General features: G+C 61.1%; 18 protein-coding genes. 10 read left to right on the top strand and 8 right to left on the bottom strand.

Annotation, left to right across the window (positions count from 1 at the left end):
* The first annotated feature begins 72 nt into the window (after nt 1-72).
* Nucleotides 73-900 carry a crotonase/enoyl-CoA hydratase family protein gene (locus P3G66_RS03490; RefSeq protein WP_276116191.1) on the top strand — a complete coding sequence of 276 codons (828 nt, stop codon included), beginning with the start codon at nt 73-75 and terminating at the stop codon, nt 898-900.
* A complete protein-coding gene (locus tag P3G66_RS03495; protein WP_276116192.1) occupies nt 897-2,435 on the top strand; it encodes an AMP-binding protein in 1,539 nt (512 codons plus the stop codon). The genes P3G66_RS03490 and P3G66_RS03495 overlap by 4 nt, the downstream gene beginning before the upstream one ends.
* On the opposite strand, the gene P3G66_RS03500 is transcribed toward P3G66_RS03495, so the two are convergent.
* Nucleotides 2,428-3,060, bottom strand: coding sequence for an alpha-ketoglutarate-dependent dioxygenase AlkB (locus P3G66_RS03500; protein WP_029256052.1), 633 nt, complete (start codon nt 3,058-3,060; stop codon nt 2,428-2,430). The genes P3G66_RS03495 and P3G66_RS03500 overlap by 8 nt on opposite strands.
* A 147-nt stretch (nt 3,061-3,207) precedes the next feature.
* On the opposite strand from P3G66_RS03500, the gene P3G66_RS03505 reads away from it, so the two are divergent.
* Nucleotides 3,208-3,624: a hypothetical protein gene (locus P3G66_RS03505; RefSeq protein ID WP_003940106.1), complete on the top strand. Its 417-nt coding sequence runs from the start codon at nt 3,208-3,210 to the stop codon at nt 3,622-3,624.
* A gap of 94 nt (nt 3,625-3,718) precedes the next feature.
* Here the strand turns inward: P3G66_RS03505 and P3G66_RS03510 are convergent, their stop codons facing one another.
* Complete coding sequence (locus P3G66_RS03510; protein WP_020970523.1) at nt 3,719-3,946, bottom strand: hypothetical protein; 228 nt, start codon at nt 3,944-3,946, stop codon at nt 3,719-3,721.
* 248 nt (nt 3,947-4,194) lie between these two features.
* Between P3G66_RS03510 and P3G66_RS03515 the strand changes: the two genes are divergently transcribed.
* Both P3G66_RS03515 and P3G66_RS03520 read left to right on the top strand, forming a co-directional pair.
* On the top strand, nt 4,195-4,986 hold the full coding sequence (locus P3G66_RS03515; RefSeq protein ID WP_276116193.1) for a MerR family transcriptional regulator: 792 nt from the start codon (nt 4,195-4,197) through the stop codon (nt 4,984-4,986).
* A gap of 83 nt (nt 4,987-5,069) precedes the next feature.
* A complete protein-coding gene (locus tag P3G66_RS03520; RefSeq protein WP_003940014.1) occupies nt 5,070-5,531 on the top strand; it encodes a hypothetical protein in 462 nt (153 codons plus the stop codon).
* 53 nt (nt 5,532-5,584) lie between these two features.
* Here P3G66_RS03520 and P3G66_RS03525 read toward each other — a convergent pair whose 3' ends face one another.
* A complete protein-coding gene (locus tag P3G66_RS03525) occupies nt 5,585-5,959 on the bottom strand; it encodes a hypothetical protein (RefSeq protein WP_276116194.1) in 375 nt (124 codons plus the stop codon).
* 136 nt (nt 5,960-6,095) lie between these two features.
* Between P3G66_RS03525 and P3G66_RS03530 the strand changes: the two genes are divergently transcribed.
* On the top strand, nt 6,096-6,464 hold the full coding sequence (locus tag P3G66_RS03530) for a hypothetical protein (protein WP_054825539.1): 369 nt from the start codon (nt 6,096-6,098) through the stop codon (nt 6,462-6,464).
* 22 nt (nt 6,465-6,486) lie between these two features.
* Here P3G66_RS03530 and P3G66_RS03535 read toward each other — a convergent pair whose 3' ends face one another.
* From P3G66_RS03535 to P3G66_RS03545, 3 genes are all read right to left on the bottom strand, one after another.
* Nucleotides 6,487-7,632, bottom strand: a complete 1,146-nt coding sequence (locus tag P3G66_RS03535; RefSeq protein ID WP_276116195.1) for a HoxN/HupN/NixA family nickel/cobalt transporter — start codon at nt 7,630-7,632, stop codon at nt 6,487-6,489.
* 140 nt (nt 7,633-7,772) lie between these two features.
* Entirely contained in the window at nt 7,773-8,102 is a 330-nt protein-coding gene (locus tag P3G66_RS03540) for an AzlD domain-containing protein (RefSeq protein ID WP_276116196.1), read from the bottom strand.
* Nucleotides 8,095-8,832, bottom strand: coding sequence for an AzlC family ABC transporter permease (locus tag P3G66_RS03545; protein ID WP_003940360.1), 738 nt, complete (start codon nt 8,830-8,832; stop codon nt 8,095-8,097). The genes P3G66_RS03540 and P3G66_RS03545 overlap by 8 nt, the downstream gene beginning before the upstream one ends.
* Nucleotides 8,833-8,911: 79 nt before the next feature.
* Here P3G66_RS03545 and P3G66_RS03550 point away from each other — a divergent pair, with 79 nt between their 5' ends.
* Complete coding sequence (locus tag P3G66_RS03550) at nt 8,912-9,352, top strand: Lrp/AsnC family transcriptional regulator (protein WP_020970517.1); 441 nt, start codon at nt 8,912-8,914, stop codon at nt 9,350-9,352.
* Between the two features lie 57 nt (nt 9,353-9,409).
* Nucleotides 9,410-9,835, top strand: a complete 426-nt coding sequence (locus P3G66_RS03555) for a VOC family protein (protein WP_003940409.1) — start codon at nt 9,410-9,412, stop codon at nt 9,833-9,835.
* On the opposite strand, the gene P3G66_RS03560 is transcribed toward P3G66_RS03555, so the two are convergent.
* Together P3G66_RS03560 and P3G66_RS03565 are read right to left on the bottom strand one after the other, a co-directional pair.
* Entirely contained in the window at nt 9,832-10,842 is a 1,011-nt protein-coding gene (locus P3G66_RS03560) for an AraC family transcriptional regulator (protein ID WP_003940556.1), read from the bottom strand. The genes P3G66_RS03555 and P3G66_RS03560 overlap by 4 nt on opposite strands.
* Nucleotides 10,839-12,029 carry a pyridoxal phosphate-dependent aminotransferase gene (locus P3G66_RS03565; RefSeq protein WP_003939670.1) on the bottom strand — a complete coding sequence of 397 codons (1,191 nt, stop codon included), beginning with the start codon at nt 12,027-12,029 and terminating at the stop codon, nt 10,839-10,841. The genes P3G66_RS03560 and P3G66_RS03565 overlap by 4 nt, the downstream gene beginning before the upstream one ends.
* Nucleotides 12,030-12,164: 135 nt before the next feature.
* On the opposite strand from P3G66_RS03565, the gene P3G66_RS03570 reads away from it, so the two are divergent.
* A complete protein-coding gene (locus tag P3G66_RS03570) occupies nt 12,165-12,743 on the top strand; it encodes a carboxymuconolactone decarboxylase family protein (protein ID WP_276116197.1) in 579 nt (192 codons plus the stop codon).
* A gap of 125 nt (nt 12,744-12,868) precedes the next feature.
* Nucleotides 12,869-13,264 carry a TOBE domain-containing protein gene (locus P3G66_RS03575; protein ID WP_003940157.1) on the top strand — a complete coding sequence of 132 codons (396 nt, stop codon included), beginning with the start codon at nt 12,869-12,871 and terminating at the stop codon, nt 13,262-13,264.
* Nucleotides 13,265-13,286: the final 22 nt, after the last annotated feature.

Consider the following 13,286-nt stretch of genomic DNA (forward strand, 5'->3'; position numbering starts at 1 on the left):
TCCTGACAAATTCTGTTACAAGTGGCATGGTGGGTACCGGGAAACCTTATCCGCGAGCAGTGAGGAAATATCGTGACCGACTCCGATCGACCAGGTGGCGATGTCTATGTGGAGCGTGACGGTGGCGTCACTGTCATCGTGATGAATCGCCCTGATCGCAAGAATGCGGTGGACGGGCCGATGGCGGCGCAGTTGCGTGATGCCTTCCTGGAATTCGAGTCGGACGAGATTCAGAAGGTGGCAATTCTGTGGGGTGCGGGCGGCACATTTTGTGCCGGTGCGGATTTGACCGCAGTCTCCGACCCCGCCCGCGTGCACGAGTTGCATCCGGAAGGCGGCGGCACCGGCCCGATGGGGCCGAGTCGGTTGGTGTTGTCCAAACCGTTGATCGCCGCCGTCAGTGGATACGCAGTGGCCGGAGGGCTCGAGCTTTCATTGCTCGCGGACCTGAGGATCTGCGAGGAGGATTCCGTGTTCGGAGTCTTCTGCCGGCGCTGGGGAGTTCCTCTCATCGACGGCGGGACCGTGCGACTGCCGCGAATCGTCGGGCAGGGGCGAGCGCTCGACATGATCTCGACCGGTCGCCCGGTCGACGCTTCGGAGGCGTTGGCCTTCGGACTGGCCAATCGTGTTGTTCCAGTGGGGCAGTCACTCCAGGTAGCCAAGGAGCTTGCGCACCAGTTGTCCGCTTTCCCACAACTCTGCATGCTCGCGGATCGCGCATCGGCCTACCGATCTTTCGATCTACCACTTGCCGAAGCACTGCGCGCCGAGGGTGTCGCAGGAAATCCCATTGTCATCGCCGAAGGTGTGCGCGGCGCTGCTGCGTTCGCCGCGGGCGCCGGCCGGCACGGCCGATTCGAGAACAACCCGAATTCGAACGAGGAAACTGAACCATGATGCCCGTAACCCGAGATCTGATCGCCCGTGGTGCGCGACAGCACGGACCGCGAACAGCCGTCGTCTTCGGCGATCGATCGATGACGTTCACGGAAGTGGACGAACTCAGCAGCCGATTGGCGCATACATTCATCGCGCTCGGTATCGGGCGTGGCGCACGGGTTGCGTTGCTGGTCAACAACTCTCTTGCCAGCGTGCCTGTCGATTTTGCGTGTGTCAAAGCCGGCATCAACAGGGTTCCGCTCAACTCGCGTCTCTCGCTCGACGAGCACGCGAGAATGCTCGAGGACACCGACACCTCGCACGTCGTTTTCGGTACTGACCTTGCCGGCCGAGCTGCTGAACTGTCCGCCAGGTTCCCGGATCGGATGTTCGTCGGGCTGGAAACAGGTGCGGAGGGGCAGCTTTCGCTGTTGGATCGAGCACAGGGCATGTCTTCGGCCACTCCGGACGTCGAGGTAGATCCCGACGACGTGATCCTGACGCTGTTCACTTCCGGGACCACGGGAACGCTGAAGGCCGCGCAGCACACTCAGCGCAGCTACGCCGGAATCTGCCGCAATGTTCTGCTCAATCTGCTTCCGGCGACTCAGGACGACACGATGTTGCACGCAGCATCACTGATTCACGCCAGCGGTGTCTTCGTGCTTCCGTTCTGGCTACGTGGCGGTAAGACCGTCATCCTCCCCGGTTTCGACCCGTCGACCTTCTTGGACTCGATAACCGAGCATCGGGCTACGGCAATCAATCTGGTGCCGACGATGATTCAGATGCTCCTCGAACGCCCTGATTTTGCGAGCGCAGACATCTCGAGTCTGAAATCCGTGATCTACGGTGCGTCGCCGATGCCGCTGGCCACCATCGAACGTGCAATGCAGGCGTGGGGGCAACACCGTTTTCTCCAGTACTACGGGCAGACCGAGGCACCGCTGTGTATTGCAGTCTTACGGCCCGAAGATCACACGGAAGATCGCCTGCGTTCCTGTGGTCAGCCGGCCATCGACGTCGAGATCAGGCTGCTCGACGGTGAGGGAAACGAAGTGCCCCAGGGAGAACCGGGTGAAATCGTGATCCGCTCGCCATCGGCGATCGCCGGATACTTCAATGCGCCGGAACTGAATGCGGACACCTTCACCGAAGACGGCTGGGTTCACACCCGTGACATCGGTCAGTTCGACGCCGAAGGATTCTTGTTCTTGAAGGACCGAGCTTCGGACATGATCATCAGCGGCGGATACAACGTCTACCCCCGTGAAGTCGAGGATGCACTCCTGACGCATCCGTCTGTCCGTGAGGTCGCCGTGGTGGGTACCGCCGACGCCAAGTGGGTGGAGGCGGTCACGGCTGTGGTGGTACTCGAGGACGGGACCGTCGAAAACGACGTACTGCAAGCATCATTGGTCGCGCACGTCGGCGATCGACTGGCGTCGTACAAGAAGCCGCGTCGGGTTGTTTTCGCAGAATCCATACCGAAGACGGCCGTCGGCAAGCTCAATCGGAAGGCGCTGCGAGACGAACTCCGCGACGCTATCTAACTCCGCGAGTGCGGAATTGAACGCTGATTCTCGGCCCGAGGGCCCGCGCACTCTTCGGGACACAGTGTTCCCACGTGCGTTGGCAGGATCCGCCCATGACGAGTAGATCTCCGTGTCCGAGATTGAAGCGGATGGATTCGCCGCCCCCACGAGGGCGCAATAGGAGCGGGCGAGCCGCACCGAGAGACAGGATGGCCACCATCGTGTCCTCGGTGCGACTTCGTCCCGTGTCGTCCCCGTGCCAGGCAACGCTGTCGGAACCGTCGCGATAGAAACAGAGACCCGACGTGGCGAATGGTTCACCGAGTTCGTCGAAGTAGTGACTGCTCAGCGCGTCTTTGGCTTCGGTGAGAAGTGCGTCCGGCAGTGGTTGATTCTCTGCGTAGAAACACACCAGACGAGGGACGTCGACAACGCGGTCGTACATCTGACGCCGTTCGGAACGCCACGGCACCGTGGCTTCCAGATTGTCGAACACGGCCTCCGATCCGGTGAGCCAGGCCGGGCGATGGTCGACCCATGCGCCGGCGGTGAGAATACGTCGCTGCACCGTGCCGTCGAGATCGGCCAAAGAAACGCCGAGGTCACCGTTGTCGAACAGAGACGGTTGCATCGTGGCGGTCATAGGCTCCACCGTACACCGAAATCGAACATATGTTCCCATGAATTTTGATTGCAGTGCTGGACGGCTGTTCATCCTTGCTGGGTGATGTCCGTCGGCGTGAAGCTTTGAATACTGTTCTCACGCTATTTCGCCGAAGAAGGGGATGTCATGACTGCTCCGCACCAATCTCATGCGAACCATCCTGTCCGACAAGGCTTTGCCATCGGGACCACGGTGGCGGCAGCATGCCTGCTCTTCGTCGCGGGAATCGTCGCGTTGCTGCAGGGCATCGCGGCTCTCGCAGACAACGACCTGCTGATCGTCGGAGTCAACTACACCTTCGAATTCGATGTCACGACATGGGGTTGGATCCACATCGTGCTCGGAATCATCGGCATCGCGGTGTCGCTGGGATTGTTCGTCGGCATGACGTGGGCCCGCGGCATGGCCTTCGTGATCGCGGCGCTCTCGATCGTGGCGAATTTCCTGTGGATGCCGTATTACCCGCTGTGGTCGATCGTGATCATCGCCCTCGACGTCGCCGTGATCTGGGCCGTCGCGACCTGGCGACCTGACGAGGTGTGATCCTCTGACCGAAGTGAGTGGTTCACCTGCGACAGGTGAACCACTCACTTCGCTGTGTCCGGGCCCCCACGGTTGGCCTCATCCCTACGCGGCGTCAGCGCCGTTTCGGTGACTCGCGATCCTGGTTCTCGCGCGGACGCATGTCCTTCGTCGATCGGTGTGGGAAGCCGTGGATCATCGAGCAAGAGATCCAGCAGATCACTACCGTTGCGATTCCGAGTCCGATCGACGCGAATGGTTCCTGCGTGGCCAGCCAGACGCTCAGTCCGATTGCCGTCCCGACGATCAGAATCAGGATTGTGTCGAGTCGTGTCGTTTGCATCGAAATCATCGCCTGGCACAGATTGTTTTCGGCGGCCCGCTGGTTTTGGCGGCCCGCCACCCGGCGAGTGACAGCCGGGGGCAGACCTTGCGCGGCTGACCCCTCGCTCTGGAAATCGCCGCCGCAAGTGATCAATACCCGCGAAATTCGTCTGCGAAACTCTTGGCAGGAAGAACAGGACCTTATGCCTCAAGGCCCGACATGCCGGGCCTTGACTATGACGTAGCGTCATAGTTAATGCTGTTCGTATGCGAATCAGCGACGTGGCCAGTGCGGCAGGCACCACTCCGCGGACCGTTCGGCACTATCACCGACTGGGGTTGCTGGCCGAGCCGAGACGACTGTCCAACGGTTACAGAACTTACGAACTTCCCGATCTGGTCAGGCTGATGCGCATTCGTTGGCTCTCCGCCGCCGGCATTCCACTCGGATCCATTGCAGCGATGATCGAACCGACGCCGATCGATGCACGAGAACCGGACGACTTCGCCGAAGATCTTTCCTCCCTGATCGCGGAGATAGACCGGAAGCAGCGCGTCCTCGCAGACCAGCGAGTGCGCCTCGAGGAAATGCTCACGGCGCGAGGTGCTGGGAGGGTGGTCTCGCCGCTTCCGACGGAGCTGCTGTCGGCGTTCGACGAGTTGATCGCGTCGTCCCCCACGGGTTCGGTGCGACGCTTGTTCGAGCGCGAACGCGACATGTGGGAATTGGTGGCGATCTCGGGCGCAGCGCCGCACGAACTGTTCTCCACAGCTGCACGATTGCTGTCCGACGAGAGCGACCGGAATCGAATTGTCGATCTGTACCGTCGTTTCGCTGCATTGGCTGGGCGTGAGGTAGTCGACGTTGCAGACGAGATCGCGTGTCTGTCCTGCGAGCTGGAGGAATCGCTGGCCGGGGTGCTCGGCGACGTGTGCTCAGACGGAGACTCTGCAGGTGTCGGCTTTTCGGTCGCGATCGCGGATCTGGTGCCTGATCCAGCGCAACGTGAAGTGGTTGCGCGCGTCGCAACACGTCTCATGTCAGGCGGTACGGCGTGATCCGATCACTGTGGTTGTTCTCGACGGGCAGGAGAGACGGAGGTTCCAGTGATACAGCGACTTTCGGCTACGCGAGGGGGACCATGTCGATACCGGTGGCATTTGTTGCGGCGAGTGTGATCGAGGCCGTGGCGATTCACTTCCTGGTGCCGTGGCAGTGGCTTCGCGTCGTGCTGCTCGTTGCAACGGTGTTGTCGCTGATTGCGATTGGCGGTTGGCTTGCCGGACGCGTCGTGCACCCGCATCTCGTGTCCGCTCGAACGGTGGTGTTTCGTTCCGGCACGGGCATTCGAGTCGAGGTGGACCGATCACGGATTTCGCGGGCGAGCATGGTCCGAAGATTCGGTGAGACAGCAAATGCGATTGTCGACGATCGCTTGGTTCTGCCGGGGCCCGACGGCACTGTCGTGGATGTCGACTTCGATCAACCGCTCTCGGTCACGCTCCCGAAACGGCTCTCGAAGGCCACTCCCACCACGATCGGTGGGCTGCGGTTGCATGTCGACCAACCCGGCGAATTCTGTGCAGCGTTGTCGCGGGACTGAACTCGCAAAGATCGTCTGGAGTCGGTCAGAGCGGAGACCTAGATGGAAGACCTTCAGGGAATCGGCTCGACAACCAGCCACTGCACCGTGCCACCGACATTCCATAGTGCGTCGGGGTTGTCGAGCGAGGCCGCGTACGTTGTCGCGGCTTGGTCGCCGGCGATCTCACCGCTCTCGCCCGACGGCGGGTTGGGCTCGAGGAATTCGGAGGGGTGCGGGCCTGGCCATGCAGGCACGTCGAACGGGGAAATGCTGGTGTCGATGAGGCCAGGTCGATGCACGGTCTCCCGGTCGGGAACTTGCTTGGTTTCCGCCGCCACGGCGATGCCTGGTCCTTCGGCAGCTTCGCCGTCGCCGCCACCGCAGCCTGCCACTGCAAGAACAAGTCCCGTGATTGCCACACCCACTACCGCATGACGTATCCGCACCGTTTTCTCCTAGCCGGGGCTCACCCCGTTCGAACTCCACTATTGCATCTCGCCAACTCCGCGGGATGCGTCTTTCGATAAATGTGGGAAACGCACTGAATGTGCTCGACAGGAGAATTGGATTGTACTGTGAGCCATGCCGACCCTGCTTCGACGTGCAATCAAGATCGGCGCGGTAGCGCTGGCAACGATTGTGGTGGCGGCCTACCTGTATCTGGCCTTCACTTATCGCAGCGCTGATGTCTTTGCGCCGCCAGGGCGCATCGAGTCTCTCGGCCGGACCTACCTGATCAGCAATTTCCCGCCGCGCACTCGTGAAGATCTCGAACAGCGATTCGCGCAGGGCCATCGTGAGCAGTACACCTTGGAACAAGTGAGTTCCGTATTTCCGTGGCGCGCTGTCTACCAGTGGCAGAACGACCAGATCCGCGGCCAGGCGACGTCGAGCGCGTACCTGAAATGGGGCGAGACGTACATCAGCTATTCGCTTTCGGGTGGCCCATGATTCTGCGTAGACCGAGTCGAATTCACATCGCTTCGTCTGCTGTCGCTCGTCGTGCTACTGCTGCACCGGACTGAGCCTGCCACCGTTCTTCGATGCGGCCGTACCGCCACACGAGGAGGGCGATCATCCATGTGACGACGAAGAGTCCGACGATGATGAAGCCCATCGCGCCGAGATCCAAGTTCCCGATGGCGCCGAGAAACCCGTCGTGGATGTCGAGTTTGTCGGTGAAGATCGAGATGATTTCCTGGGTCCCGATCAGCAGTGCCACTGCCACCGAGAGTCCGGTGATCACCATGTTGTAGTAGATCTTTCGGACCGGCTGAGCAAATGCCCAACCGTAGGCGAAGTTCATGAACGATCCGTCGATCGAGTCGAAAAGCGACATCCCGGCGCAGAAGAGGATCGGCAGAACGAGGATCGAATACCACGGGAGCCCTGTCGCCGCCGCGCCGCCGGCGATCACCAACAGCCCGACTTCGGTGACGGTGTCGAATCCCAATCCGAACAGTAGGCCGACCGGGTACATGTGCCAGGGCTTGCGAACCATCTTCATCACCGGGCCCAGAATCTTGTTCAGGGCGCCACGGCTGTCGAGTTCCTTCTCGAGTTGTTCCTCGTCGAAGGTTCCGGCCTTGTACTTCGTGTACACCCGATGAATCCCGATGAGAGAGACAAGGTTCAAGATTCCGATCAAAATCAGGAACGTGCCGGAAATGGTGGTGCCGAACAAGCCGGTCCACTTCTCCAGATCGGAGTTGTCGTCGGAAAGGCTGGTGGCCAGTTGCCGCACACCCAAAGCCAAGAGGGCGACGAGTACGAAGACGATGGTCGAGTGTCCGAGCGAAAACCAGAACCCGACGGACATCGGTTTCTTGCCGTCCGCCACCAACTTCCGAGTGGTGTTGTCGATAGCGGCGATGTGATCGGCGTCGAAAGCATGGCGCATGCCGAGCGTGTACGCCGTGACGCCGAGTCCGACGCCGAAGACACTGCCTTCGATCGTGTAGTGGCCGGGGACAACCAGGCCGAGAAGAACTGCCCACCCGACGACGTTGAGCGCTACGACGGTGACGGTCATCCCGATGATGCTTCGACGCTGGCCTCGATCCAGACTGTGCCAAGCACCGGCGATTCGAGTGCCCGTCATGGTCATTGTCGTGGACATCGAACCTCACCGATCCTTCAGTCGCGGCCGGCGGCCACGCTACTGAAATCGTATAAGTGTTCAACTGTTCAGATAAGCGCCTGGAGGTTACAAATTGCCCATTCGGGAGTAAAACTGCTTTGCTCCCGGATGGGAATTGCTCAGGCGAACACGGTATTGACCAGCGCGACGTAGATCGTCGTTCCGACGACGATGCTCAGTACGGCATTCTTTCGCCAGAGGTGCGCGGCGATCGTGGCGCACACTGCAATCAGTTCGGGTAGGCCGTGAGAAGGGGCGGCGATCGACACCCCTTTGAGTGAATACATCACGAGGATCAACATGACGCCTGCCGGCATGTAGATGCCGAGGTAGCCGACCAGGGCGGAGGAGCGCAACGGCATGAGCGCGGCGAAGGGGATTGCGCGCAGCGCGAAGGTGACCACGGCCATGACGGCGACCGCCGCAAAGATGTACGAGGTGTCAGGCATCGATCTTCGCCTTTCGTGAGTCGTAGACAAAGCGGCCGATCAGGAAGAGCACGAAGGCGCCCATTGCAATTGGCAGCATGTGGTCCGGCGCTGCGAGCCGGGCGACCAGAGCGCAGGTGACCGCGGCGACCGGCACCGCGAATCCGTTTTGTGCGCGAATCGCTTCGATCGAGAGGACGACGAACAACGCCGTCAGGGCGAAGTCGAGGCCGACGATCGAGTCCGGAATCCACTGTCCTGCCGTCGCGCCCAGGATCGCGCCACCGATCCAGTAGCCGTGCAGGTACAGCTGGGAGTAGACGATGACGCGTCCGGTGAGTGCCTTGGGATCGGCAGTTACCGACATCGCATAGGCCTCGTCGGTCAGCGCGAACATGCTGTAGAAGCGGGCGAAGGGGTTGCGAATCTTTTCCAGCGGAAAACTCAAGGCGTAGAACACATGTCGAAAGTTGACCAGCAGTGCGGTCAGAGCGACGTACGGCAGCGGTGTCATGGCCGCGACCATTCCGACCGCGAGAAACTCCAGCGATCCTGCGTAGATCAGCGAGGTGAAAGCGACTGCCCACCAAGGGCTGAGCCCTTGTTGGACCACAAGAACGCCAAGTGCGATCCCGAGTGGGAGCAGGCCGAATCCAACCGGTAGCGACAGCTGGAAGGCGTGCCGCCACGCCGGGGTTCGCGGTGGGAGTTCGACGGCCGGTGCGGCCGTCGACGATGCTGGTTCGATCACGACGCAAATCTATAACAAAGATCGAGGTGATCGATTGCTCAGAATGCCCACATATTGAACAGTGCGCAATAATAGTGCGATGGATGCCATGGATGACGCAATTTTGTTTCACCTACGCCAGGACTCGAGTTTGACCAACACCGAGTTGGCGGATCTGGTGGGTCTGACACCCTCACCTTGCCTGCGTCGGGTGAAGAAGCTCGAAGCCGACGGAATCATTACCGGGTACCGGGCGATCGTCAGTCAGGAAGCGCTCGGTCGAGGATTTCAGGTGATCGTCACCGCCGAGATCGGAGTCAACGACCAGGCCACCATCGAGGACTTCGAATCCCAGGTCGCCGCCTTCGACGAAGTGATCGAATGTCGGCGGTTGTTCGGAATTCCCGACTACTTCATTCGGGTCGCGGTGAAAGATCTCGCGACGTATGAGAACTTCATGGTCACCAAGCTCAGCGGGCTTCCGGCTGTCTCGCGGGTGACATCGTTGATCACCATGAAGACCATCAAGAGCGTCGACTGACTCCCGGGCTCGGCTGAACCTTCACTAGGTGTCGGTGGTCGGCGTTAACGTCGGAACATGGGATACGAATTTCAAGTCACAGTAGATTCGGCACATCCGCACGAACAGGCGAAGTGGTGGGCCGCAGCACTCGGGTGGGCAGCGGAGCCCAGCGACGAAGACTTCATCAGGGGCCTCGTCGCCGCTGGTCACGCCAAGGAATCCGACACCACGACATTCGAGGGAGTCCTCGTCTGGCGCGAAGGTGCGGCCATCAGCGATCCGGAGCATCCCGAACGTCCCCGCGTTCTGTTCCAACTGGTTCCGGAATCGAAGACGGTGAAGAACCGGCTCCATTTCGACATACGAGTGGGCGACAAGCGCGAGGATGTCGCAGCGCACCTCGAGACGGTGGGGGCGACGATCCTGCACCGAGGAGCGCAGGGGCCGAGCGTGTGGATCACGATGACCGATCCCGAAGGAAACGAGTTCTGCGTCAGCTAGCGGTACGAACTCGGAGTGTCGCCGGTCCATCGTTTGAAGGCCCGACGGAAGGCGCTGGGCTCGGAGAACCCCAATCGCGCCGAGAGTACTTCGACGGATTCTCCGCGCCGCAAACCAGCGATGGCTACGTCGCGGAGCACTTCCTCGCGTAGTTGATTGAGTGATGTTCCGTCACGCCGCAGCAGTCGACGCAGATGGGGAACGCTGATCGAGAGCATCTCCGCGATCTCCTCGGCCGTGGAGGTTCGCCCCTTCACCCCGAGTTCCAGGACCCGTCGTACCTGCGCCGACGCAGTGCTGTCGTAATCACGTTCGGACATGAGCTGAATCGGAGATTCTCGGAGGTACTCCTCCAACGTCTCCTCGGTTTGGATGATCGGTGCACGCATGGCCGAGTTGTCGAACTCCAGTGCCGCGCGCTTCGCGCCGAAGGTGACCGGCGCTCCGAAGATGTAGTCGTAGTCCTGCGCCAACCGTGCATCCGGTGCCGAGTACGGAAACTCGACCGCCCGAAGTCGGACGCGCTTTCCGATCAACCATGCGGAAAATCGGTGCAGCAAGATCAGGACGAAATCGGTTGTGACACGTTCTGCGACATCAGGTTCGGCGACGCCTTCGCGAGCTCGGACAGCGAAACTCACCCGAGTGCTTTCCTCGCCCTTCTCGATCGACAGTGGGGCCAGAGCCGGTAGCGCACGGATCACGTCGGACATTCGAGCGAAGGCCGATCCGAGATCAGGGCAATGGATCAACGTCAGGCAGATCAATCGGAAAGTGCCACGGGGGACCGGGGCGGATCCGAGGCCGAACAATTCGTCGTCGGTGATCTGCCAGGTGGATTGGATGAACGTGGTGACCTGAGTCGGGGTCAGCCGGGCGCGCGGGTCGGACAGTGTCTCGAGGTCGATCCCGGCAGCGCGCAGTGCACCCGACAAGTCGACGTCGTTGTCCGGCGAGAACGCGAGATAGCGGTGGACGAATGCGGTCGGGATGGTCCGCGCTGTCATGGGTGCGCTGCTCCTTGGAGCAGGTGGAGACGGCGTGCAGCTTCGGACAGAATGTGGTCCTGCTTGCAGAAGGCGAAGCGCACCAGGTGCTTCCAATCGTCGCGGTTGTCCGCGAACACGTCGACCGGAACGGCCGCGACGCCGATCCGCTCGGGCAGTGCGCGGCAGAAATCTCCCGCATCGGTTTCGCCCAACGGTCTGATGTCGGCAAGGAGGAAGTACGTGCCGCCACCGGAATGCACCGTGAAACCGGCCTCGGTCAGAGCTTTACCGAGCACGTCGCGTTTGCCTTGCAAGCTCTGTCGAAGTTCGACGACCCACGGCTGTTCGTTGGTGAGCGCGTAGGCAACGGCCGGTTGGAACGGTGCACCGGCAACAAATGACATGAACTGCTTGGCGGCACGGACTCCGTCGATGAGTTCGCGCGGGCCGATCGCCCAGCCGGTTTTCCAGCCGGTGACATTGAAAGTCTTTGCGGCACTGGACACCGTGACGGTGCGCTCACGCATGCCCGGGAGCGACGCCATCGGTGTGTGGGTGAGGCCGTCGAAGACCAAGTGCTCGTAGACCTCGTCGCTCAACACGATCAGGTCGCGTTCGCACGCGAGTTCGGCGATCGCTCGAAGTTCGTGATCGGTGAATACGGTGCCGGTGGGGTTGTGAGGACTGTTGACGATCAGCATCTTCGTCTTGGCGGTGATCGCGCCGCGCAATGCATCGAGATCGACCGCAAATCCGTCTCCCGCGGTTACCAACGGAACTGTGCGACGTACAGCGCCTGCCAACGCGACGGATGCAGCGTAGGAGTCGTAGTACGGCTCGATCAGCACTACTTCTTCGCCGGGTTCGACCAGTCCGAGAATCGCAGCACTGATCGCCTCGGTGGCGCCGACGGTGACCAGAACTTCGGAGTCGGGATCACTGTCGAGTCCGTAGCGGATGCGCCGATCCTCCGCGATGGCCTGACGCAAGACGGGCATGCCCGGACCGGGCGGGTATTGATTGACGCCCTCGGCGATGGCTCGGCGCGCTACCTCGAGCATGGCCGCAGGACCGTCGGTATCCGGAAAGCCCTGACCGAGGTTGACCGCGTCGTGAAGGGTGGCCAACGCTGTCATTTCGGCGAAGATCGTGGATGCGAACGGCTGCAGACGCGAGACGGTGCGGTTGCGGGGCGTCGAAGGCATCTTTGCAGCTTAGTCGGCTGACACCGCATCCTCACATCCGCTCGGACGCGGTGCTTGTCACGTTTGAATCGCCGCCATCGTCCAACTCTGTAGAGAGCATCGAATCCGGTGCCCCAGAACATACGGAGGCTTGCCATGACTCGCATTCCCGCAGTGACACCGTCAGAAGCCGGTCCGTTGATCAAAGTGGCATACAAATTCGCCGCCAGGCAGTACGACGAAGTCCCCGAGCCCTTTGCCGTCCTGGCCAACCATCGGAAATTGTTCGTCGCGGCTGCCCGCCACGAGATGGCTGTGCAGAAGGCGTCGAAGGTGCTGCCCTCGAACATTCGTGAACTGGCCGTCTATCGCGTCGCCTGGACTGTCGGCTGCTCGTGGTGTGTCGACTTCGGGACGATGCTCTCGCGCTTGGACGGTTTGGACATCGACAAGTTGAAAGAGATCGCGAACTACCGGGATGCATCGAAGTACAGCGAAGACCAGCGGGCCGCGATCGCCTACGCCGACGCCATGACCGGTGACCCCCATGGGGAGAACGGGGTGACGGACGAACAGGTCGCGGATCTCGAGCGCAGGTTCGGGCGAGCGGGCGTCGTGGAACTGACCTATCAGATCGGGCTCGAGAACATGCGTGCCCGGATGTATTCGGCGTTGGGGATTACCGAGCAGGGGTTCAGCACCGACTCCTGCCGTGTGCCCTGGGCCGAAGAATGATGCGCTGATTCGTCTACGGCAACTATCGACAATGCTCCGCAGATACGTGATCATGATTGACTAGTTCACGCATCTGCGGAGTATTTCGGCTTGTTAGGTCCGCACTTGCGACCTACGATCACCTGGTGCCCAACATTCGAATCCGCGAAGCTGCCGGCCTGCTCGGTGTCAGTGACGACACCGTCCGGCGGTGGGTCGACGGTGGGCTTCTCACCGCGACGACGGACGACTCCGGCCGCAAGGTCATCGACGGTGCCGAGTTGGCTGGCTTCGCCCGGTCCAACGCCGGACCCGCACCGGCCGATCCGCTCACGGGTGCGAGTTCGGCCCGCAACCGGTTCGCCGGCCTCGTCACCAAGGTCGTCACCGACAAGGTGATGGCCCAGGTCGAAATGCAGTGTGGGCCCTTCACTGTCGTCTCGTTGATGAGTACCGACGCGGTTCGGGAGCTCGGACTCGAGGTCGGGAGTATCGGAGTCGCAATCGTGAAGGCCACCACGGTCATCGTGGAAACGCCGTAGTTTTTGAACATACTGGAGGAAA

Origin of the sequence: Rhodococcus sp. C3V (assembly GCF_029269915.1) — a bacterium.
GTDB classification, from domain to species: domain Bacteria; phylum Actinomycetota; class Actinomycetes; order Mycobacteriales; family Mycobacteriaceae; genus Rhodococcus_F; species Rhodococcus_F qingshengii.

Coding starts and splice junctions, on each gene's coding strand:
- P3G66_RS03495 (WP_276116192.1), top strand. CDS start 897: ATGATGCCCGTAACCCGAGATCTGATCGCCCGTGGTGCGCGACAGCAC.
- P3G66_RS03500 (WP_029256052.1), bottom strand. CDS start 3,060: ATGACCGCCACGATGCAACCGTCTCTGTTCGACAACGGTGACCTCGGC.
- P3G66_RS03505 (WP_003940106.1), top strand. CDS start 3,208: ATGACTGCTCCGCACCAATCTCATGCGAACCATCCTGTCCGACAAGGC.
- P3G66_RS03510 (WP_020970523.1), bottom strand. CDS start 3,946: ATGCAAACGACACGACTCGACACAATCCTGATTCTGATCGTCGGGACG.
- P3G66_RS03515 (WP_276116193.1), top strand. CDS start 4,195: ATGCGAATCAGCGACGTGGCCAGTGCGGCAGGCACCACTCCGCGGACC.
- P3G66_RS03520 (WP_003940014.1), top strand. CDS start 5,070: ATGTCGATACCGGTGGCATTTGTTGCGGCGAGTGTGATCGAGGCCGTG.
- P3G66_RS03530 (WP_054825539.1), top strand. CDS start 6,096: ATGCCGACCCTGCTTCGACGTGCAATCAAGATCGGCGCGGTAGCGCTG.
- P3G66_RS03535 (WP_276116195.1), bottom strand. CDS start 7,632: ATGTCCACGACAATGACCATGACGGGCACTCGAATCGCCGGTGCTTGG.
- P3G66_RS03540 (WP_276116196.1), bottom strand. CDS start 8,102: ATGCCTGACACCTCGTACATCTTTGCGGCGGTCGCCGTCATGGCCGTG.
- P3G66_RS03550 (WP_020970517.1), top strand. CDS start 8,912: ATGGATGCCATGGATGACGCAATTTTGTTTCACCTACGCCAGGACTCG.
- P3G66_RS03555 (WP_003940409.1), top strand. CDS start 9,410: ATGGGATACGAATTTCAAGTCACAGTAGATTCGGCACATCCGCACGAA.
- P3G66_RS03560 (WP_003940556.1), bottom strand. CDS start 10,842: ATGACAGCGCGGACCATCCCGACCGCATTCGTCCACCGCTATCTCGCG.
- P3G66_RS03565 (WP_003939670.1), bottom strand. CDS start 12,029: ATGCCTTCGACGCCCCGCAACCGCACCGTCTCGCGTCTGCAGCCGTTC.
- P3G66_RS03570 (WP_276116197.1), top strand. CDS start 12,165: ATGACTCGCATTCCCGCAGTGACACCGTCAGAAGCCGGTCCGTTGATC.